Origin of the sequence: Enterobacter sp. SST3 (genome assembly GCF_000286655.1) — a bacterium.
In the GTDB taxonomy this organism is placed as follows: Bacteria; Pseudomonadota; Gammaproteobacteria; order Enterobacterales; family Enterobacteriaceae; genus Enterobacter; species Enterobacter roggenkampii.
This window is the reverse complement of the sequence record NZ_ALNS01000034.1, coordinates 38,874-58,365: the sequence shown is the minus strand read 5'-3', so window position 1 is coordinate 58,365 and position 19,492 is coordinate 38,874. Positions and strand designations below refer to the sequence as shown.

Below are 19,492 nucleotides of genomic sequence, written 5' to 3'. Positions count from 1 at the left end.
AACTTGCATTAAGTTAAGGAGCCTGACATGTCCTGGATCATTCTTTTTATTGCTGGCCTGCTCGAAGTGGTATGGGCGATTGGTCTCAAGTACACCCACGGATTTACCCGCCTGACGCCCAGCGTCATTACCGTTACCGCCATGATAGTCAGTATTGTTCTGCTATCCTGGGCGATGCGCTCTTTGCCTGTGGGAACGGCTTATGCCGTCTGGACGGGTATTGGCGCGGTGGGGGCCGCCATCACCGGCATTCTGCTGCTTGGCGAGTCAGCGAGTCTGGCGCGTATCGCCAGCCTCGCTCTGATTGTGGCCGGGATCGTTGGGCTTAAGCTCAGCACCCACTAATGGGGCTGTTTTACCCAGATAAGTTTTGATACATCAAACCCTTGCCGGGTCGCGACGTCCAGCATCTGCTGCTTCACTTCGGGTGAAATAGTTGGCGTGCGGGAGAGTATCCACAGGTAGTCGCGATCCGGCCCACAGACCAGCGCATGGCGATACGCTTTGTCGAGCGCTATCACGTTATAACCGCCATAAAACGGACCAAAGAAAGAGACCTTAAGCGCGGCCCGTCGCGGGTCGCCAGTGAAGTACGCTTTTCCCACCGACTGCTGCCACATCTCCCGATCGGGATTATAGCCCCGGTTGATCACCTGAATACCGCCATCATCCATCGGACTGTAATTCGCCGTGACCTTCTCTAGACCCTGCTCAAACCGATGGTCGAGGCGCGCGATTTCATACCATGTTCCAAGGAAGCGTTGTGCATCAAAAGGCGTGACGACGGTGACGCCAGGAGGCGGGGTAGGGGAACTGCAGGCAACCACTAAAAACGCGGCTGTCACCGCGGCGATAACAGGCAGAATGCGCATAGGAGTTTCCTTACTGTTTTTTGTTAAGTGTAGATGACAGCAGGAAAAATGCGGAAGATTGTGCGGCGAATTTCGCCGCACATCGTGGTTTTGTAGGCCGGGTAAGGCGAAGCCGCCACCCGGCAATGTTTTACTGCAGCGCGTCGAGGATACGGTATGCCGCCTCAACGCGTGCCGGGTTCGGATAGCTTTTATTCGCCAGCATCACAATGCCGAGCTGCTTTTCAGGAATAAATGCCACGTAGCTGCCAAACCCGCCCGTCGAGCCTGTTTTATGGACCCAGGAGGCCTTGACCGGCGGCGCGGGTGGATTCACTTCTGCCACGGGCAATGGTGCCAGCGCCACCTTGTTATCACTGCCTCCGACGACGGTTTTGGCATCGACCGGCCAGTTGAGCATCTCCCAGCCCAACCCCTGATACATAGCCCCCACGCGCCAGTAGCGAGACTGCGCCAGAGCAATGCCTTGCTTGAGTGAGGGAGCCTGAAGAGAATCCGGCTTCATGTTGGCTATCAGCCAGCTCGCCATATCCTTCACGTTAGTTTTTACGCCATAGGCTTCCGCGTCCAGCATCCCTGGCGAAACGTGGACCGCTTTACCCTCACGGTATCCCCAGGCGTAATGCGCCTCTTCCGCTTTCGGGACGTTAATCCAGGTATGGTCCAGCTTGAGGGGTTTAAAGACCCGCGTCGTCATGGCCTGCTCATAGCTCATGCCGGAAGGTTTAACCGCCAGCGCACCAAAAAGACCGATGCTGGCGTTAGCGTAAAGACGCGTGGTGCCCGGCTTCCACTGCGGCTGCCAGTTTTGATAAAAGCGCAGCAGAGAGGCGGTATCCGTGACCTCATCCGGCACCTGTAACGGCAGACCGCCTGCGGTGTAGGTTGCCAGATCCAGCATGCGAATGCCCTGCCACTGCTTGCCCGTGAGCTCAGGCCAGTATTTTGCTGCCGGATCGCCCAGCGCTATTTCACCCCGGGCAATGGCATCGCCGCCCAGTACGCCGGTGAAGGTTTTACTTATAGAGCCCAGCTCAAACAGGGTTTGCGGGGTGACGGGTTTGTTCGCCGCAACATCGGCTTTACCGAAGGTAAAGTAGTGTGGCTGACCCTGATAAATTACCGCCACCGCCATACCCGGAATGGCCTGCGCGTTCATCAGCGGCGTAACGGTACGTTCCACCACCTCAGCCAGCTGTTTTTCGGACATCGGTGCGGCGAATGCAGAACTGGCGACGCTGAGCAGCAGGGCACAGCTTAGGGATTTTGTCATCATCGGTTATCTTCCGTAATAGCAGTTCAAGGGAGTGTCCGGGCCCGTCAGACCGCTGTAGTCTGTTGGATTTGACTGTGGCTGACAAACGGTTAAATTTAGCATTAGCTGTTAATTTTTCTAACGGATGGGACCATGACCCGCAGCTATCTTCCGCTTAATTCGCTTCGCGCCTTCGAAGCTGCCGCAAGGCACCTTAGTTTTACGCATGCCGCTATTGAGCTGAATGTCACCCATTCCGCGATTAGCCAGCACGTAAAGGCGCTGGAGCAGCATCTTAACTGCCAGTTGTTCGTCCGCGTTTCGCGTGGGCTGATGTTGACCACTGAAGGCGAGAATTTGCTGCCGGTGCTAAATGACTCGTTCGACCGAATTGCCGGAATGCTGGATCGCTTTGCCAGCCAGCGCGCCCAGGAGAAGCTAAAAATTGGCGTGGTGGGTACCTTTGCTACCGGGGTGTTATTCTCGCAGCTCGCTGACTTTCGTCGCTGCTATCCGCATATCGATCTTCAGCTGTCGACGCACAACAATCGCGTCGATCCGGCAGCCGAGGGGCTTGATTACGCCATTCGTTATGGCGGCGGGGCGTGGCACGGCACGGAAGCGACGTTTCTTTGCCCTGCACCGCTTGCACCGCTTTGCACGCCTGACATTTCAGCCGCGTTGCACACCCCTGCCGATATCCTGAAGTTTACCCTGCTGCGTTCTTACCGGCGCGACGAGTGGACCGCCTGGATGCAGGCCGCGGGAGAAAACCCGCCTTCACCGACGCACCGGGTAATGGTATTTGATTCGTCCGTGACCATGCTGGAAGCCGCGCAGGCAGGTACGGGCATCGCGATTGCCCCTGTCGATATGTTCACCCATCTGCTGAACAGTGAGCGCATTGTACAACCCTTTGCGACGCAGATTGACCTTGGCAGCTACTGGCTCACGAGGCTGCAGTCACGCGCAGAAACGCCCGCAATGCGCGAGTTTGCTCAATGGCTGGTGGGGAAGATGCAGAAATAAAAGGCCCGCCGGATGGCGGGCCAGAGGCGTCAGATAGTGATCACGGCAATCAGCGTGACCACGGTCAGGATGGTCGCCAGACCGTAGAATACCCATTTCCCGCTCGGTACATGGATTTTCAGGTCATGCATCGCATGGTGAATACGGTGCAGGCCACACCACAGCGGCAGGACGATCATCAGGAAGATGAACACGCGACCAATAAAGCTGCTCGCGAATGCCAGTACGCGTTCGTAGCTCAGCGCATCGCCCGGGAACAGCCCCAGCGGCAGCATAATGCCCACCAGCAAAATGATGACGGGGGCAATGATGGCACTCCACATGCCGCCTGCGCCAAAGAGGCCCCAGAAGACCGGCTCGTCAGAACGTTTTGGATTTGGATTGATCACAGTAGTCTCCTTACCAGAACAGTGCGACAAACAGAATGACCACAGTGACCAGAATCGTCACCGCCCAGAGCCCCTTAATCACCGGTTCTGGCCCCATTTTCTCGCCTTTTACGATGATGTTCGCCGCTTTTGGTGCCAGTTCAAACCAGGTTTTGGTATGCAGCAGCGCGGCCGCAAGCACGATCAGGTTCAGAATGACAATGATCGGGTTTTGCAGGAAACCGACAAAGCTGGCCCAGGTTTCCGGGCCATGCTTGAGGGCAAAAACGCCGTACATCAGCTCAAGGCTGAACCAGACCGCCGGTACCGCTGTGCCTTCACGCAGCATGTAGAAGCGATAAAACGGCAGGTTTTTCCACCAGGTGGACGGCACAGGCCGCACATAGGCTTTGCGTTTAGTCGTCATCATGCACTCCTTAGCGTGGTTTCAGGGTAGCGATAAGAAAGTCTTTCGAGCTTTCCACTTTACCCTGCTGAATGGCGGCGGCCGGGTCGACGTGCTTCGGACAGACTTCGGAGCAATAACCCACAAAGGTACAGGTCCAGACGCCGTTCTGGCTGTTAAGCTGCGCCATACGTTCTTTTTTACCGTGGTCGCGGCTGTCTTCGTTATAGCGGTGCGCCAGCGTAATGGCGGCCGGGCCGATGAACTCGGGGTTCAGGCCAAACTGCGGACAGGCGGCGTAGCAAAGACCGCAGTTGATGCAGCCGGAGAACTGATGGTATTTCGCCATCTGAGCCGGGGTCTGGGTGTTTGGCCCCTGATCCGGCGTGCGCGGGTTGCCAATAATGTAAGGCTTAATGGCTTCCAGGCTTTCGATAAAGTGGGTCATATCGACCACCAGATCGCGCTCGATAGGGAAGTTGCCCAGGGCTTCGACCTTGATGCCTTTGGTGTAGTCACGCAGGAAGGTCTTACAGGCCAGCTTCGGCACCTTGTTGACCATCATGCCACAGGAGCCGCAGATCGCCATGCGGCAGGACCAGCGGTAGCTCAGGTCTGGCGCCAGGTTGTCTTTGATATACCCGAGCGCGTCCAGCAGGGAGGTTTGCTCGTCGTAAGGAACTTCATAGAAAGCGCTGTGCGGTGCGGCATCCACTTCCGGGTTGTAGCGCACCACTTCAACTTTCAGTTTTTGCATCTCAGCCATTCGCCTTCTCCTTCTTCTCGGCGGCTTCTGCTTCTGCACCGTACACGCGTTTAGCCGGCGGCAGCGTGGTGATTTTCACGTCGCTGTAGTCCAGACGTGTGGTGCCATCCGCATCGCGCCAGGCGAGAGTGTGTTTCAGGAAGTTGACGTCGTCACGTTCGGTACAGCCTTCATCAAGACGCTGATGCGCCCCACGCGACTCTTTACGCGCCAGCGCAGAGTGCGCCATACATTCCGCCACGTTCAGGCCGTGGCCCAGCTCGATGGTATAGAGCAGGTCGGTGTTGAAGACGCTGGAGGTGTCGGTGATGCGCACGCGCTTGAAGCGCTCCTGCAGTTCCGCCAGCTTATCGACGGTTTTTTGCATCAGCTCAGGGGTACGGTAGATTCCGCAACCTTCTTCCATCGACAGGCCCATCTCGTCGCGGATCTTAGACCAGTTCTCGTTACCTTCCTGGTTCACCAGGTCTTTCAGGCGTTTTTCAACGTCTGCGACCTGCGCATCCAGCGCGGCACCGTTAGCCTCGCCTGCGGTTGCCGCGCGTTCCATCGCGCGCTCGCCCGCCATGCGGCCAAAGACCACCAGCTCGGCCAGCGAGTTTGAGCCGAGGCGGTTAGCACCGTGCAGGCCCACGGAGGAACATTCACCGACGGCGAACAGACCCTTAATACGGGTTTCGCACTGCTGGTCGGTTTCGATCCCGCCCATGGTGTAGTGCGCCGTTGGGCGGACTGGAATCGGCTCTTTCACCGGATCGACGCCGACGTAGGCTTTCGCCAGCTCGCAGATGAACGGCAGACGTTCCAGCAGCTTTTTCTCGCCCAGGTGACGCAGGTCGAGGTGAACCACGTCGCCGCGCGGTGTGGAGATGGTGTTGCCTTTGCGCCACTCGTGCCAGAAAGCCTGAGAGACTTTGTCGCGCGGGCCGAGTTCCATGTACTTGTTCTTCGGCTCGCCGAGCGGGGTTTCCGGGCCCATGCCGTAATCCTGCAGGTAGCGGTAGCCGTTTTTGTTGACCAGGATACCGCCTTCACCGCGGCAGCCTTCCGTCATCAGAATGCCGGAGCCCGGCAGACCGGTTGGGTGATACTGCACGAACTCCATATCGCGCAGCGGCACGCCGTGGCTGAGCGCCATACCCATACCGTCGCCGGTGACGATGCCGCCGTTGGTGTTATAACGATAAACACGGCCCGCACCGCCCGTCGCCATCACCACCGCATTGGCGCGGATCTGGACGAGCGTGCCTTCCATCATGTTCATCGCCACCAGGCCGCGCGCGTGTCCATCATCCACCAGAATGTCGAGGACGAAATGCTCATCAAAGCGCTGGATTTGTGGGAACTGAAGGGAGGTCTGGAACAGGGTGTGCAGCATGTGGAAGCCGGTCTTATCGGCGGCGAACCAGGTACGTTCGATCTTCATGCCGCCGAAGCGACGAACGTTGACGCTGCCGTCCGGGCGACGACTCCACGGACATCCCCACTGTTCAAGCTGGGTCATCTCCGTTGGACAATGGTGCACAAAGTAGTCAACGACATCCTGTTCGCAAAGCCAGTCGCCCCCTGCAACCGTGTCGTGGAAATGGTATTCAAAGCTGTCATGATCCTGCGCAACGGCCGCGGATCCTCCTTCTGCGGCCACCGTGTGGCTGCGCATTGGATAGACTTTTGAAATCAATGCGATTTTAGCGTTGGGATTAGCTTGCGCTGCAGCAATCGCAGCACGTAATCCAGCCCCGCCAGCGCCTATTACGGCAAGATCGGCCTGAAAAGTTTGCACGACATTCCTCCAGATTTTTGTTATTTCGCAACGCGACAAACTAAAGGTAGTTCACCCGTCCAAAAGGACGATTGCGAAAGCGTTTCCACTGCTCCTTTATGGGTAAAACAGTATAACCGTGTAGATGTCAGGGAAATTTGACGTGTTCGATTTTTTTGCTGTTCTGTCCGGCGATTTATCATTGAGATTGATGAATTGCATCACGCAATTGTTCACCTAAATGAAATGCGCTTTTTTACTGCGCAAAATTTGTCTCTGTCCCTGCTAACGAGTAGACTTCGTGCCCTTGTCTGAAATCGGAGAACAACTCATGAGCGAAACGGCCACCTGGGAGCCGAGCGCATCCATCCCTAATCTGTTAAAACGCGCTGCAATTATGACGGAGATCCGCCGTTTCTTTGCCGACCGCGGCGTCCTGGAGGTGGAAACCCCGTGCATGAGTCAGGCAACGGTAACGGATATTCATCTGGTCCCGTTTGAAACCCGTTTTGTTGGCCCCGGCCACTCTCAGGGCATGAATTTGTATCTGATGACCAGCCCGGAATACCACATGAAACGCCTGCTGGCGGCGGGATGTGGTCCGGTCTATCAGCTGTGCCGTAGCTTCCGCAACGAAGAGATGGGTCGTCACCACAACCCGGAATTCACCATGCTGGAGTGGTACCGCCCGCATTATGATATGTACCGCCTGATGAATGAGGTGGACGATCTGCTTCAGCAGGTTCTGGATTGCTCAGAAGCGGAAACGCTCTCTTATCAGCAGGCCTTCCAGCGCCATCTGGAAATCGATCCGCTGTCGGCGGACAAAACCCTGCTGCGCGAAGTGGCGGCAAAACTGGATCTGAGCAACGTGGCAGATACCGAAGAGGACCGCGACACGCTGCTGCAGCTGCTGTTCACCTTCGGCGTGGAACCGCAGATTGGCAAAGACCGTCCGACGTTTGTCTATCACTTCCCGGCAAGCCAGGCGTCACTGGCGCAGATCAGCACCGAAGACCACCGTGTGGCAGAGCGTTTTGAGGTCTATTACAAAGGCATTGAGCTGGCGAACGGCTTCCACGAATTGACCGACGCGCGCGAGCAGGCGCAACGTTTCGAGCAGGATAACCGCAAGCGCGCCGCGCGCGGCCTGCCGCAGCAGCCTATTGATGTTAATCTGCTTGAAGCATTAAAAGCAGGCCTGCCGGATTGCTCCGGCGTGGCGCTGGGTGTTGACCGTCTGGTCATGCTGGCCCTGGGCGCAGAGCAGCTTGGCGATGTGATTGCCTTTACGGTCGATCGCGCTTAAAGAATTGCCGGGTGGCGCTGTCGCTTACCCGGCCTACTCGGTCATTTGGCCCTGCCACATTAAAAACTGCCATATTATTAATATACGGGTCTTTTTCTTAATTTGCCCCTTATAGCCACAATATTAGTCTGGTCATCTGCTACCATCCGCGCAGTTTAATTCCTTTTCGGATGGTTCTATGTCCCAGTCACTCAAAAAGATGACCCTTACCGGGCTCATCCTGATGATATTTACCTCAGTCTTTGGCTTTGCCAACAGCCCGTCAGCGTTCTATCTGATGGGTTACAGCGCGACGCCGTTTTATATCGTTTCGGCTCTGTTCTTCTTTATCCCGTTTGCGCTGATGATGGCGGAGATGGGCTCGGCTTACCGGAAAGAAGAGGGCGGGATCTACTCATGGATGAACAACAGCGTCGGCCCGCGTTATGCCTTTATCGGCACGTTTATGTGGTTCTCCTCTTATGTCGTCTGGATGGTCAGCACGGCGGCCAAAGTCTGGGTGCCATTCTCTACGTTTCTTTTCGGTGCCGATAAAACGCAGGTCTGGTCTCTGGCGGGGCTGAGCTCCACGCAGGTCGTCGGTATCCTGGCGGTATGCTGGATGGTGGTGGTCACGCTGGTGGCGTCAAAAGGCATCAACAAAATTGCCCGTATCACTGCCGTTGGCGGTATTTCCGTGATGTGTCTGAACCTGGTGCTGCTGCTGGTGAGTATTGCCATTCTGTGCCTGAACGGTGGTCATTTTGCGCAGGAGGTGAACTTCGTTTCCTCGCCTAATCCAGGTTACCAGTCCGGGCTGGCCATGCTCTCCTTCGTGGTGTTTGCCATCTTCGCCTACGGCGGTATTGAAGCGGTGGGCGGGCTGGTCGACAAGACCGAGAACCCGGAAAAGAACTTTGCCAAAGGGATTATTTTTGCCGCTATCGTGATTTCCATCGGCTATTCACTGGCGATTTTCCTCTGGGGCGTCAGCACCAACTGGCAGCAGGTATTGAGTAACAACACCACCAACCTCGGGAACATTACCTACGTGCTGATGAAAAGCCTGGGGATGACGCTGGGTAACGCCATGCACCTGATGCCGGAAGCATCGGCCACCATGGGGATCTGGTTTGCGCGCATTACCGGCCTGTCGATGTTCCTTGCCTATACCGGCGCATTCTTCACGCTGATCTACTCGCCGCTGAAAGCGATCATCCAGGGTACGCCAAAAGCGCTGTGGCCGGGACGCATGACCCAGCTCAATACCGCAGGCATGCCTGCCAACGCCATGTGGATGCAGTGTCTGCTGGTGTGCGTGTTTATTCTGCTGGTGTCATTTGGCGGTGATACCGCATCGGCGTTCTATAACAAGCTGACCCTGATGGCGAACGTGTCGATGACGCTGCCGTACCTGTTCCTGACCCTGGCGTTCCCGTTCTTTAAGGCGAAGCAGGAGCTTGAACGTCCGTTTGTGATTTTTAAAACCCGCGCGGCAACGCTGCTGGCGACCACGGTGGTGGTGCTGGTGGTGGCGTTTGCCAACATCTTTACCATTATTCAGCCGGTAATTGAGGCGAACGACTGGAACAGCGCGCTGTGGATGGTGGGCGGTCCCATCTTCTTCTCGCTGTTAGCGATGGGGATTTATGAGAATTACCGTCGACGCGCGACGGCGTACGTCGCAGAAGTGGCGTAGCGGGAATATTCCCCTCCCGAAAGGGAGGGGAGATGCGTTATAAGCTGCCCGCCGGGCGCGTACGCGCCGCTGACGTCAGCGTTCTTCCCGTTTTACGCCCGTCCAGGCTTTCCAGACGCATCTGGAACGGTGGGAACGGCATATCAATACCGTGTTCGCGGAAGCCCGCCAGAATCAGCTGGTGGATCTCATGGCGCAGCGGCATACGGTGGCCCATTTCGGCGGCGTAGATACGCAGCTCGAAAATCTGAATCCCCTGCTGTAAATCCACAAGGAAGACTTCCGGCGCCGGGTTGTCGATGACCAGCGAGCAGCGCTCCGCGGCAGTGTAGAGGATCTGGGTGACCTCTTCGCTGTTCGCGTCCGACGGTGCCGGTACCGTCAGCACCACACGGGTAACGGAGTCTGACAGCGACCAGTTGATGAACTGCTCGGTAATAAACGCCTTGTTTGGCACGATGATCTCTTTCCGATCCCAGTCGCTGATCGTCGTCGCACGGGTGTTGATCTTCGTGATGCTGCCGGTCAGATCGCGGATCGTGACGGTATCGCCAATGCGGATCGGTTTTTCGAACAGAATAATCAGGCCCGAGATGAAGTTGGCGAAGATCTCCTGTAAACCAAAACCTAACCCAACGCCGAGCGCTGCGACGAGCCACTGGAGCTTCGACCACTCAATGCCGATCATCGAGAAGCCAACCAGACCGCCAAACAGCATGATCAGATACTTGGTAATGGTCGTGATTGCATAGCCCGTACCCGGCGTTAAATCCAGATGCTGCAGCAGCGCCAGCTCCAGCAGCGCCGGGAAGTTGCGCACCAGTTGGGTGGTGATGATCAGCACCAGAATGGCAATCAGCACCGCCCCTAAGGTGATCGGCTCCAGGCTTTCAACGCCCTGCACCGTAGAGGTCACGTCCCACAGCGAGATGTTCTCCAGGAAGCCAAATGCCGAGTGGATCTCCGACCACAGGAAGATCACCGACAGGAGGGCAATCAGCATCAGGATGGAGCGAACCAGACGCAGGGACTGGGTACTGATGGCATCCAGATCCAGTTCGACCTCATCCGCCTCCGTCGTACCTTCCGTACTGTTAACGTGGTTTGGCTCCTCCTCACCCCGCGCGCGCTGGGCGAGGATCTCCGCCCGGCGATGCTTGGCACGGTCAAACGCCAGACGGCGGCGCTGAATCAGCATCCAGCGGCGGATAACGTGATACACCACCAGCAGCAGGAACCAGATGGCCACCGAGGTTTCGAGACGTGCCAACAGCGCCTGTGACGTCGCAAGGTAACCCACCGCGGCTGCCAGCATCGCAATCAACGGTGCGCTGAGCAGCAGGTTCCAGAGCAGCCGGTTGAACATATTGTCGCCGCTGCCGGTTTTATCCAGATAGAGCGGAATACCCGCGCGTTTCAGGCTGAGCGTGACGATGGCCAGCGCTCCGCATATCAGCATAAAGCAGAGGCGGCCCAGCGAGCCTGAAAACTCCCGGTCGTTGAGATTATCGAACATGATCAGCGCCATAATCAGCGGCACAATCAGCCCGATGCTCATCAGATAGTAACGCATGGCGCGCGCCACGCGATTACGCGGCCAGCCAAAGTGGGCGATGAACAGGCCATTGGGTCGCGCAAAGGTGGCGCAAATCATCACCACCCACAGCAGCGGCACCGTGGCGGTGACGCCATCGCCAATTGCTACCGCGAGCGGATAGGGCCAGGCTTCCCGCAGGCCATAGCCCAGCGTCATCCACAGCACCGGCAGCGGGGAGGCGACGAGAATCGACCAGAATACGGTGCGCAACGTCAGCCAGAAGTGATCCTGAGTAACCTTACCCACTCGGGAACTGGAACGCTCGAGGAAGCGGGTGAAATGTCTGCGCGAGTAAATGCTGAAGCCCACCAGAATTAACGCCCCCAGCAGCGGGAAAATGGTCTCTTTGCTGGTGAGCATCATCACGCTGGCCTGTCCCAGCTGGCTGAAGGTATCGAGCGAAATCAGACGACGCAGATCCTGGACAATCTCAATTGGCCACGAGAAGGTCATCGGACGCACGTCGGACGTCCAGAAGAGATAACGGTGCGTCGCCTCGTTCACCTCTTTCAACGCATCTTCCAGCTGGCTGTTGGACACTTTTAGCTTGGTCAGCTCAAGAATCAGCGTATCCCCGCCCTGGAGCAGAGAGTTCAGCAGTTCACGCTGGGTACGCAGCTGGGCTTCCAGAATGCGGCTTTGCTCGCTGGTCAGAGGCTGTCCGTCAGCCTGACGGATCTGGCGGATTTGCGGCTGCTTATTGAGAAGATCTTCAAAATGCAGTCGCTGAACACGCAGCTGGGCCATTTCGGTATCCAGCTGCTGCGGCTTCGGCATCTCCGGCAGGCGCGCGACCTGGGCGCGTAGCGCTTCGCCCAGCAGGTTTGACGATCCGAGCCACTGGGACTGTTCGCGCAGGGTGTTGAGCGCCTGGCGAACCTGAAGGGTTTGATTAGTGGCCTGACGCTGCTGCGAGGCCACCAGATCCATACGCTGCGCCTGTTGATTCAGCGCGGCCGAAAGCTCACGGTTGACCTTAAACTGCTCGACGATGCCGGCAGGCAGGTTATCGCTATTTTCTGCCAGCAGCTCGGTACTTTCCAGCGCGCGCTCCGCTTCACGCTGGCGCTGGCTATTGAGCTGGTTGCGCAAGGCCTGAAGATAGGCGTCCAGCTGCTCGCTCTGCTTCTGAGCGAGTTCTGAGCGCATCCGCGACAGCTCCTGGCGGTTATTGGCGGAAAGCTGCGCCAGCTCGAGCTCATCGACAAGGGCCTTCAGGCGAGCTGATTCTGCCTGCAGGCCCAGATTTTGGGCCTGCGCCTGTGGCGTGTTGCCGTTTTGTGTCCCCACGCGGCGCTCAACTTCATTAAGCTGGCGGCGGGCGTCGGTTTGCTGCTGCGGAAGCTGGCTGAGGGAATCGGCAATTTCGCGCGCTCGCTCCTGCTCCTGCTGAGCAAGGCGGCTCTTTTCCAGAAGCTGGCTGCTGACCTGCAGGATCTCCTGGTTCAGCGCGTCGGAGGTCATCCCTGCTGGCACATCGCGCGGTTCGTCGCGCAAGTTATTGAGCTGCGCGCGCAGCGTCTGCGAGAGTTTGGGGAAGTTGTCGATAACCTGCTGATACTGCTGAGCGCGCTCAAGCGAGCCTTTCCGCTCCTCAAGCGCGTTCAGTGCGGACTGGAGCGACTCGACGGTCTCTGGCTGAGCGGGTTTGGCCGCTTTTGCCTGCTCCAGTTCCTGGGTTATCTGTTTGGCGTCGGGGGCTGTCGCTGCGTACGCCCCCATGCTGAGGCACCAGGCCATCAGTAGAACGATAATCGGGCGCACGTCAGCGATCCTTCTGTTGTTAGCCTTCGTCTTTTTTGTCGTCAACCAGCGGGCTGGCGTCGTGCTCGGCGTGAATCTCTTCCGGTGACAGCGGAGCAGGCTCTGCATCCGGCGTCACGAAGGTTTCGGTAGAGACCGCCAGCGGCTGGCCCAGCTTTGTCACCGACAGGCTTTCAAGCTGTTCAGCCAGCTTCACTTTGCCCGGCGCAAACAGGTTGATCACGGTGGAGCCCAGCTTAAAGCGGCCCATCTCCTGACCTTTGAGCAGGGCCACGGAACCTTCCGCTTCACCGGCAGGCCAGGTCCAGCGTTTGATCACGCCTTCGCGCGGCGGGGTGATGGTGCCTGCCCAGACGGTTTCGATGCTGCCGACGATGGTCGCACCGACCAGAATCTGTGCCATAGGGCCAAATTCAGTATCGAACAGGCAGATGACGCGCTCGTTACGGGCAAACAGGTTTGGCACGTTCTGCGCGGTCAGGTGGTTCACGGAGAACAGATCGCCCGGGACGTAAATCATTTCACGCAGGATGCCGTTACACGGCATGTGCACGCGGTGGTAGTCGCGCGGTGACAGATAGGTGGTGGCAAAGGTACCGTTGCGGAACAGATCCGCCATCAGGTAGTTCCCCGCCAGCAGCGCTTCCAGGCTGTAGTTATGGCCCTTCGCCTGCAGAATTTTGTCGTCTTCGATGTTACCCAACTGGCTGATCACGCCGTCTGCCGGCATCACCAGGACGTTAGGGTCGGTATTCACCGGGCGCACGTCGTCACGCAGCGGGCGCACGAAGAATTCGTTGAAGGTGCGGTAGCTGGCGGTATCCGGCTTCTGCGCCTCTTTCATGTCGACCTTGTAATATTTTACGAAAAGGTCGATGACCAGTTTGGTCAGCCAGCCTGCGCGTTTGCTCGCGCCCCAGCCCGCCAGGCGAGTGAGCCACAGTTTTGGCAGAATGTATTGAAGCGAAAGTTTAAATGCGTTTAACAAGGTAGCCTCCAGGCCATTGTTTTGTCGTTCCTGATCCGGCGGTAAGCCACCGGAACCTGAAAAAAGGGGACGATTTTAGCGATGCTTAGCTTAGTTGTCAGTTATCAGAATCAGAAAAGTTTTTACGCGTTTTTACCTGATCCATGCTCTCAAGAATGCGGTGATAATTCTCGAAGCGGGTCTCCGCGATTTCGCCTTTCTCAACCGCTTCTCGGATAGCGCAGCCTGGATCGTTATCGTGTTTACAGTCGCGGTACTTGCAAGCGCCTAAATAATCATGGAATTCGACAAATCCGTTAAAGATTTGTTCCGGCTCCAGGTGCCATAAACCGAACTCTCGCACGCCCGGGGAGTCGATCACGTCGCCGCCGTGCGGGAAGTGATACAGGCGTGACGCGGTGGTGGTGTGCTGGCCGAGGCCCGAGACGTCAGACACATCGTTGGTGAGGATCTCTTGCTGAAGGCCAAGCAGGTTGTTCAGCAGGCTCGATTTACCCACGCCGGACTGGCCCGCAAAGATGCTGATGCGGTCGGTCAGTGCCTCTTCAAGCGGTTTCAGGCCATCTTTGGTGTAGCTGGAGACCATCAGGACGCGATAGCCAATTTTGCGATAGATATCCATCTGCTCATTGACGAAGGCCATTCCGTCGTCGTCCAGCAGATCGATTTTGTTCAGCACGATGATCGGTTCAACCTGCAGCGTTTCGCAGGCGACGAGGTATCGGTCGATAATATTGAGCGACAGTTCGGGCAAAATCGCCGATACGATAACGATTTGGTTAATGTTGGCGGCAATCGGTTTGACCCCGTCGTAGAAATCGGGACGGGTTAACACGGACGTACGCTCATGGACCGCTTCAACAATACCTTTTACCGTTACGCCTTCCGCCGCCTCTTTACCCGGTCGCCAGACGACCCGGTCGCCGGTCACCAGAGAACGAATAGTCCGTCGGATGTTGCAGCGGTGAATCGCACCATCGGCGGATTCCACGTCAGCGTGCATACCGAAACGGCTGATGACTACGCCTTCCGTTGGGTCGCCAAACAGGTTGTCGTCGTAATCGACCTTCTCCGCAGTGGTTTTAAGACGGCGCTGGTGATTGGCATTCACGCGGCGCTGCTGCCCTTTGGAGAGTTTATTTTTACTCAATCGCACTGGCTCCTGGTCGCCCGTAGGGGGCAAAACCTCTATGATACACTCTAATTAATACTAGTTAACCTGCTACTGCCGGTTATGCGAGAAGGGTGGAAAATAACATGAGCGCGGATGAAAACAACCTGATTTGGATCGATCTCGAAATGACCGGGCTGGATCCCGAGCGCGATCGCATCATTGAAATTGCGACCCTGGTGACGGACGCCAACCTGAATATCCTGGCGGAAGGGCCTACGATTGCGGTGCATCAGTCTGATGACCAGCTGGCGTTGATGGACGAGTGGAACGTGCGTACCCACACCGGCAGTGGCCTGGTGGAGCGCGTGAAGGCGAGCACGATGGGTGACCGTGAGGCGGAGCTGGCGACGCTTGAGTTCCTGAAACAGTGGGTTCCGGCGGGCAAATCACCTATTTGTGGGAATAGCATCGGCCAGGATCGTCGTTTCCTGTTTAAGTACATGCCGGAGCTGGAGTCTTACTTCCACTACCGCTATCTGGATGTCAGCACGCTGAAAGAGCTGGCGCGTCGCTGGAAGCCTGAAATTCTCGACGGCTTTAAAAAGCAGGGGACGCATCAGGCGATGGACGATATCCGAGAGTCCGTGGCGGAGCTTTCTTACTACCGCGAAAACTTTATTAAGCTGTGATTTTGAGATCCGGCGCCTTGCGTGGCCGGGTTTTTGTCGTTAAATTGTGCAGCTTGCCGATTAAATAAGCATTTGAACTGAATTTCGAAAAAATCGCTTTAAGGGGGGTTGCAGCTAAAAGGATTTCTCGTATAATGCGCCTCCCGTAACGACAGAGAATTACACGTTACGACAGCAACAAAAGCAGTGCAGATTTGCGGGAATAGCTCAGTTGGTAGAGCACGACCTTGCCAAGGTCGGGGTCGCGAGTTCGAGTCTCGTTTCCCGCTCCAAAATTTGAAAGTGCTTTCACAGCACAGACTGCCCAAGCGGGAATAGCTCAGTTGGTAGAGCACGACCTTGCCAAGGTCGGGGTCGCGAGTTCGAGTCTCGTTTCCCGCTCCAAAATTTGAAAGTGCTTCCACGGCACGGACCACCCAAGCGGGAATAGCTCAGTTGGTAGAGCACGACCTTGCCAAGGTCGGGGTCGCGAGTTCGAGTCTCGTTTCCCGCTCCAAATTCTTCTTCATCTCTAAAATATCCACAGCGAAAAGAATCGCTGGGGACGTTTTCTGTTTTCTCTGAAATACTCTTGTGAACAGAGTTATCCACAGAAACTGCGCTTAACCGAAACAGGGTTAAAACTTAGCAGGGTGAATAATATGTTTATAACATATTGTATTTACATCATAAAATTTGATTTCAAAATGTTATTGAGATCACTTGATCTCTTCTCCAGCCCAGATGGCGCTTGAGTTTGTAATTTTATTCACAGGCTGTGAATAGTTCAGGCATCCCGCGGAAGCCCTTTTTCAATCACCCTCACCAGACGCTGTTTCTTCGGTAGCTGCACCTCGACCACACAGGCATTACGTTTCTCAATTTGCTGCGCAATCGCCCATTCTATGTGTTCATCAAGAAGTGGGTGCTCACCTCTACGGCTTTCAAGCGCCCGAATATTCGCTTCATCCCACGGGGCATTTCCCAGCGCGACGGCCACATTTCGCAGCCAGCGCAGATGACCGATACGGCGGATGGCCGAACCCTCCGTCACTTTCAGGAACCAGGCCTCGGTCCAGGCGAAGAGTTCAGCGAGCGGCGGGGCATGGAGCGCCTTGCGCGGGCTGAAATCCTCTTCGTCCGTGAGCTGTGAATAGCGGTTCCACGGGCAGATGAGCTGGCAATCGTCGCAGCCGTAGATGCGGTTGCCGATAAGCGGTCGGAACTCCTCTGGAATGGCGCCTTCCAGTTCGATCGTGAGGTAGGAGATACAGCGGCGCGCATCAACGGTGTAAGGCTCAACGATGGCGCCGGTGGGGCAGATGGTCATACAGGCCACGCAGCGGCCACAGCCTTCCTCTACCGGGCCGTCTACCGGCAGCGGTAAATCAATCAGCAGTTCACCGAGGAAGAAGAACGATCCGGCGTCGCGGCTAAGAATAAGTGAGTGCTTACCTGTCCAGCCAAGCCCGGCTTTTTCGGCGATCGGACGCTCAAGAATAGGCGCGGAATCGACAAAGGGTCTAAAATTCAGCGAAACACAGTGCTGCTGAATAGTTTCCCCGAGTTTTTTTAAACGGTTACGCAGAAGCTTATGGTAATCACGACCGAGGGCGTACCGGCTAACGTAACCCAGCGAGGGGTTTTTGAGCGTGCGCGCAAAGGCCGCATTGGCGGGCAGGTAGTTCATGCGCACGCTGATGACGCGTAATGTGCCCGGCAAAAGCTCGTGTGGACGGGCGCGCATCATGCCATGACGTGCCATCCACTCCATTTCGCCGTGGTATTGTTTGTCCAGCCAGGCCTGCAGTTTGGGCTCGCTGGCGGAGAGGTCGGTATCGGTAATGCCTACCTTCTGGAAGCCAAGCTCAGCACCCCACCGTTTGATTTTTTGCGCTAATTCATTGAGATCGAGGGGCTGTGACATGACGGACCATACGGTGAAGAAAAACCCCGCAAGTATACCACATTCCATCTGGCATGCGGATGACCTCCGGCGCGCCGAAAAAGAGGCTGCAGACAGCCTCGGGATTACCCTGTATGAACTGATGCTCCGCGCGGGTGAGGCAGCGTTTGACGTTGCCCGTAGCGCCTGGCCGCAGGCCGCCCACTGGCTGATTCTGTGCGGGCACGGCAACAACGGCGGTGACGGCTACGTCGTCGCCCGTCTCGCGGTCGCTGCGGGTATCCGCGTGACCTTGCTGGCTCTCGAAAGTGATAAACCGCTGCCGGAAGAGGCCAGCGCGGCGCGGGAGGCATGGCTGAACGCCGGCGGTGTGATTCATGCGCCTGATATCGTCTGGCCAGAGGATGTTGATCTGATTGTTGACGGGCTGCTGGGCACCGGGCTGCGCAGCGCGCCGCGCGAAAACATTGCCGCGCTTATTGAACACGCTAACAGACATTCCGCGCCGGTAGTCGCCCTGGATATTCCCTCTGGCCTGATTGCACAAACGGGTGCGACGCCGGGGGCGGTGATTCAGGCGGCACATACGGTAACCTTTATCGCCCTGAAGCCAGGATTACTGACCGGCAAAGCGCGGGATGTCGTTGGCGTGTTGCACCACAGTGCGCTGGGGCTGGAGAGCTGGCTGGCCGGGCAGGAAACGCACCTCATGCGTTATGATGCGTCGCAGCTTGCAGCGTGGCTCCCGCCGCGACGACCAACGTCACATAAGGGCGATCACGGCAGGCTGGTGATTGTGGGCGGTGACCACGGTACGGCGGGTGCGATTCGCATGACCGGTGAAGCGGCTCTGCGCAGCGGCGCCGGATTAGTGCGAGTGCTCACTCGCATTGAGAATATTGCGCCGATCGTCACGGCCCGACCGGAGCTGATGGTCCATGAGCTTACGCTCCAGACGCTGGAGGAAAGCCTCGAATGGGCGGACGTGGTGGTGATCGGTCCCGGGCTTGGGCAGCAGGCGTGGGGTAAACAGGCCCTGCAAAAGGTCGAGAATTTTCGCAAACCGATGCTGTGGGATGCCGACGCGCTTAACCTTCTGGCAATAAACCCGGATAAGCGTCACAATCGCATTCTGACGCCACACCCCGGCGAAGCCGCGCGGCTGCTTAACTGCAGCGTGGCAGAAATTGAAAGCGATCGCTTACTTTCTGCTCAGCGTCTGGTAAAACGTTACGGAGGTGTTGCCGTTTTAAAAGGGGCAGGAACCGTTGTTGCCAGTGACGAGACGCAGGGCGTTATTGATGCCGGAAATGCGGGCATGGCGAGCGGCGGCATGGGCGATGTGCTTTCCGGTATTATTGGCGCATTGCTTGGACAGAAACTTCCCCTTTATGATGCAGCCTGTGCGGGCTGCGTGGCCCACGGCGTTGCGGCAGATAAACTGGCTGCGCGTTACGGTACGCGCGGTATGCTGGCCACCGATCTCTTTTGCACGCTGCGGCGTGTAGTTAACCCGGATGTGATTGACGTAGAAAATGACTAATCGAGCGATTCCTTTACCTGATGAACAAGCCACTTTAGATCTCGGCAAGCGCGTGGCGCAGGCCTGTCAGGGGGCAACCGTCATTTATCTGTATGGTGATTTAGGGGCGGGTAAAACCACCTTCAGCCGGGGTTTTTTGCAGGCGTTAGGGCATAACGGGAATGTGAAAAGCCCAACCTACACGCTGGTAGAACCGTACACCCTTGAAAATCTCATGGTGTACCACTTCGATTTATACCGCCTTGCGGATCCTGAGGAGCTGGAATTTATGGGGATCCGTGATTATTTTGCCAACGACGCCATTTGCCTGGTGGAGTGGCCGCAACAAGGTGCGGGTGTGCTGCCTGACCCGGATGTCGAAATTCACTTAGATTACCAGGCTCAAGGGCGTGAGGCACGCATCAGTGCTGTTTCCTCATCAGGCAGTTCCTTACTGGCGCGTCTGGCCGGTTAAGCGTAGGGATGAC

The 19,492-nt window shown here is 56.8% G+C and carries 17 protein-coding genes and 3 tRNA genes; 10 read left to right on the top strand and 10 right to left on the bottom strand.

Annotated features, from left to right (window positions below):
- The first annotated feature begins 27 nt into the window (after positions 1–27).
- Positions 28–345, top strand: a complete 318-nt coding sequence (sugE, locus tag B498_RS03165) for a quaternary ammonium compound efflux SMR transporter SugE (protein WP_008502938.1) — start codon at positions 28–30, stop codon at positions 343–345.
- Here the strand turns inward: sugE and B498_RS03170 are convergent.
- Both B498_RS03170 and B498_RS03175 read right to left on the bottom strand, forming a co-directional pair.
- Positions 342–872 carry a lipocalin family protein gene (locus tag B498_RS03170; RefSeq protein WP_008502937.1) on the bottom strand — a complete coding sequence of 177 codons (531 nt, stop codon included), beginning with the start codon at positions 870–872 and terminating at the stop codon, positions 342–344. The genes sugE and B498_RS03170 overlap by 4 nt on opposite strands.
- A gap of 130 nt (positions 873–1,002) precedes the next feature.
- The gene (locus tag B498_RS03175; protein WP_008502936.1) at positions 1,003–2,148 is read right to left on the bottom strand and encodes a cephalosporin-hydrolyzing class C beta-lactamase MIR-28; all 1,146 of its coding nucleotides are present in this window, start codon (positions 2,146–2,148) and stop codon (positions 1,003–1,005) included.
- Between the two features lie 132 nt (positions 2,149–2,280).
- Here B498_RS03175 and ampR point away from each other — a divergent pair, with 132 nt between their 5' ends.
- Entirely contained in the window at positions 2,281–3,156 is an 876-nt protein-coding gene (gene ampR, locus B498_RS03180) for a LysR family transcriptional regulator AmpR (protein WP_008502935.1), read from the top strand.
- A gap of 29 nt (positions 3,157–3,185) precedes the next feature.
- On the opposite strand, the gene frdD is transcribed toward ampR, so the two are convergent.
- Genes frdD through frdA form a run of 4 tightly spaced genes read right to left on the bottom strand, consistent with a single transcriptional unit; the run spans position 3,186 to position 6,479 of the window.
- Complete coding sequence (frdD, locus tag B498_RS03185) at positions 3,186–3,545, bottom strand: fumarate reductase subunit FrdD (protein ID WP_008502934.1); 360 nt, start codon at positions 3,543–3,545, stop codon at positions 3,186–3,188.
- A 10-nt stretch (positions 3,546–3,555) separates the two neighbouring features.
- Entirely contained in the window at positions 3,556–3,951 is a 396-nt protein-coding gene (frdC, locus tag B498_RS03190; protein ID WP_008502933.1) for a fumarate reductase subunit FrdC, read from the bottom strand.
- 10 nt (positions 3,952–3,961) lie between these two features.
- Positions 3,962–4,696 (bottom strand): succinate dehydrogenase/fumarate reductase iron-sulfur subunit, encoded by a 735-nt coding sequence (locus tag B498_RS03195; protein ID WP_003855955.1) that lies wholly within the window; start codon positions 4,694–4,696, stop codon positions 3,962–3,964.
- Entirely contained in the window at positions 4,689–6,479 is a 1,791-nt protein-coding gene (frdA, locus tag B498_RS03200; RefSeq protein ID WP_008502932.1) for a fumarate reductase (quinol) flavoprotein subunit, read from the bottom strand. Before frdA ends, B498_RS03195 begins: the two co-directional genes overlap by 8 nt.
- 310 nt (positions 6,480–6,789) lie before the next feature.
- Between frdA and epmA the strand changes: the two genes are divergently transcribed.
- Positions 6,790–7,767 carry an elongation factor P--(R)-beta-lysine ligase gene (gene epmA, locus B498_RS03205; RefSeq protein ID WP_008502931.1) on the top strand — a complete coding sequence of 326 codons (978 nt, stop codon included), beginning with the start codon at positions 6,790–6,792 and terminating at the stop codon, positions 7,765–7,767.
- Between the two features lie 178 nt (positions 7,768–7,945).
- Complete coding sequence (yjeM, locus tag B498_RS03210) at positions 7,946–9,445, top strand: glutamate/gamma-aminobutyrate family transporter YjeM (protein WP_008502930.1); 1,500 nt, start codon at positions 7,946–7,948, stop codon at positions 9,443–9,445.
- 37 nt (positions 9,446–9,482) lie between these two features.
- Here the strand turns inward: yjeM and mscM are convergent, their stop codons facing one another.
- The 3 genes from mscM to rsgA all read right to left on the bottom strand — a co-directional run bounded on the left by mscM (position 9,483) and on the right by rsgA (position 14,944).
- Positions 9,483–12,806 carry a miniconductance mechanosensitive channel MscM gene (gene mscM / locus B498_RS03215; RefSeq protein ID WP_008502929.1) on the bottom strand — a complete coding sequence of 1,108 codons (3,324 nt, stop codon included), beginning with the start codon at positions 12,804–12,806 and terminating at the stop codon, positions 9,483–9,485.
- Positions 12,807–12,825: 19 nt separating this feature from the next.
- Positions 12,826–13,794: an archaetidylserine decarboxylase gene (gene asd, locus B498_RS03220; RefSeq protein ID WP_008502928.1), complete on the bottom strand. Its 969-nt coding sequence runs from the start codon at positions 13,792–13,794 to the stop codon at positions 12,826–12,828.
- 97 nt (positions 13,795–13,891) lie between these two features.
- A complete protein-coding gene (gene rsgA, locus B498_RS03225; protein WP_008502927.1) occupies positions 13,892–14,944 on the bottom strand; it encodes a small ribosomal subunit biogenesis GTPase RsgA in 1,053 nt (350 codons plus the stop codon).
- A 107-nt stretch (positions 14,945–15,051) separates the two neighbouring features.
- Here rsgA and orn point away from each other — a divergent pair, with 107 nt between their 5' ends.
- The 4 genes from orn (at position 15,052) to B498_RS03245 (ending at position 16,093) form a co-directional block, all read left to right on the top strand.
- A complete protein-coding gene (orn, locus tag B498_RS03230) occupies positions 15,052–15,597 on the top strand; it encodes an oligoribonuclease (RefSeq protein WP_008502926.1) in 546 nt (181 codons plus the stop codon).
- Between the two features lie 196 nt (positions 15,598–15,793).
- Positions 15,794–15,869, top strand: a tRNA-Gly gene (locus B498_RS03235).
- A gap of 36 nt (positions 15,870–15,905) precedes the next feature.
- Positions 15,906–15,981: transfer RNA gene (locus tag B498_RS03240), tRNA-Gly, on the top strand.
- A gap of 36 nt (positions 15,982–16,017) precedes the next feature.
- A tRNA-Gly gene (locus B498_RS03245) sits at positions 16,018–16,093 on the top strand.
- A 270-nt stretch (positions 16,094–16,363) separates the two neighbouring features.
- Here B498_RS03245 and queG read toward each other — a convergent pair.
- Positions 16,364–17,503 carry a tRNA epoxyqueuosine(34) reductase QueG gene (gene queG, locus B498_RS03250; protein WP_008502925.1) on the bottom strand — a complete coding sequence of 380 codons (1,140 nt, stop codon included), beginning with the start codon at positions 17,501–17,503 and terminating at the stop codon, positions 16,364–16,366.
- On the opposite strand from queG, the gene nnr reads away from it, so the two are divergent.
- Both nnr and tsaE read left to right on the top strand, forming a co-directional pair.
- A complete protein-coding gene (gene nnr / locus B498_RS03255) occupies positions 17,502–19,025 on the top strand; it encodes a bifunctional ADP-dependent NAD(P)H-hydrate dehydratase/NAD(P)H-hydrate epimerase (RefSeq protein WP_032623069.1) in 1,524 nt (507 codons plus the stop codon). The two genes, queG and nnr, sit on opposite strands and share 2 nt — an antisense overlap.
- Positions 19,018–19,479, top strand: a complete 462-nt coding sequence (gene tsaE / locus B498_RS03260; protein WP_008502923.1) for a tRNA (adenosine(37)-N6)-threonylcarbamoyltransferase complex ATPase subunit type 1 TsaE — start codon at positions 19,018–19,020, stop codon at positions 19,477–19,479. The genes nnr and tsaE overlap by 8 nt, the downstream gene beginning before the upstream one ends.
- The last annotated feature ends 13 nt before the right edge of the window (positions 19,480–19,492 follow it).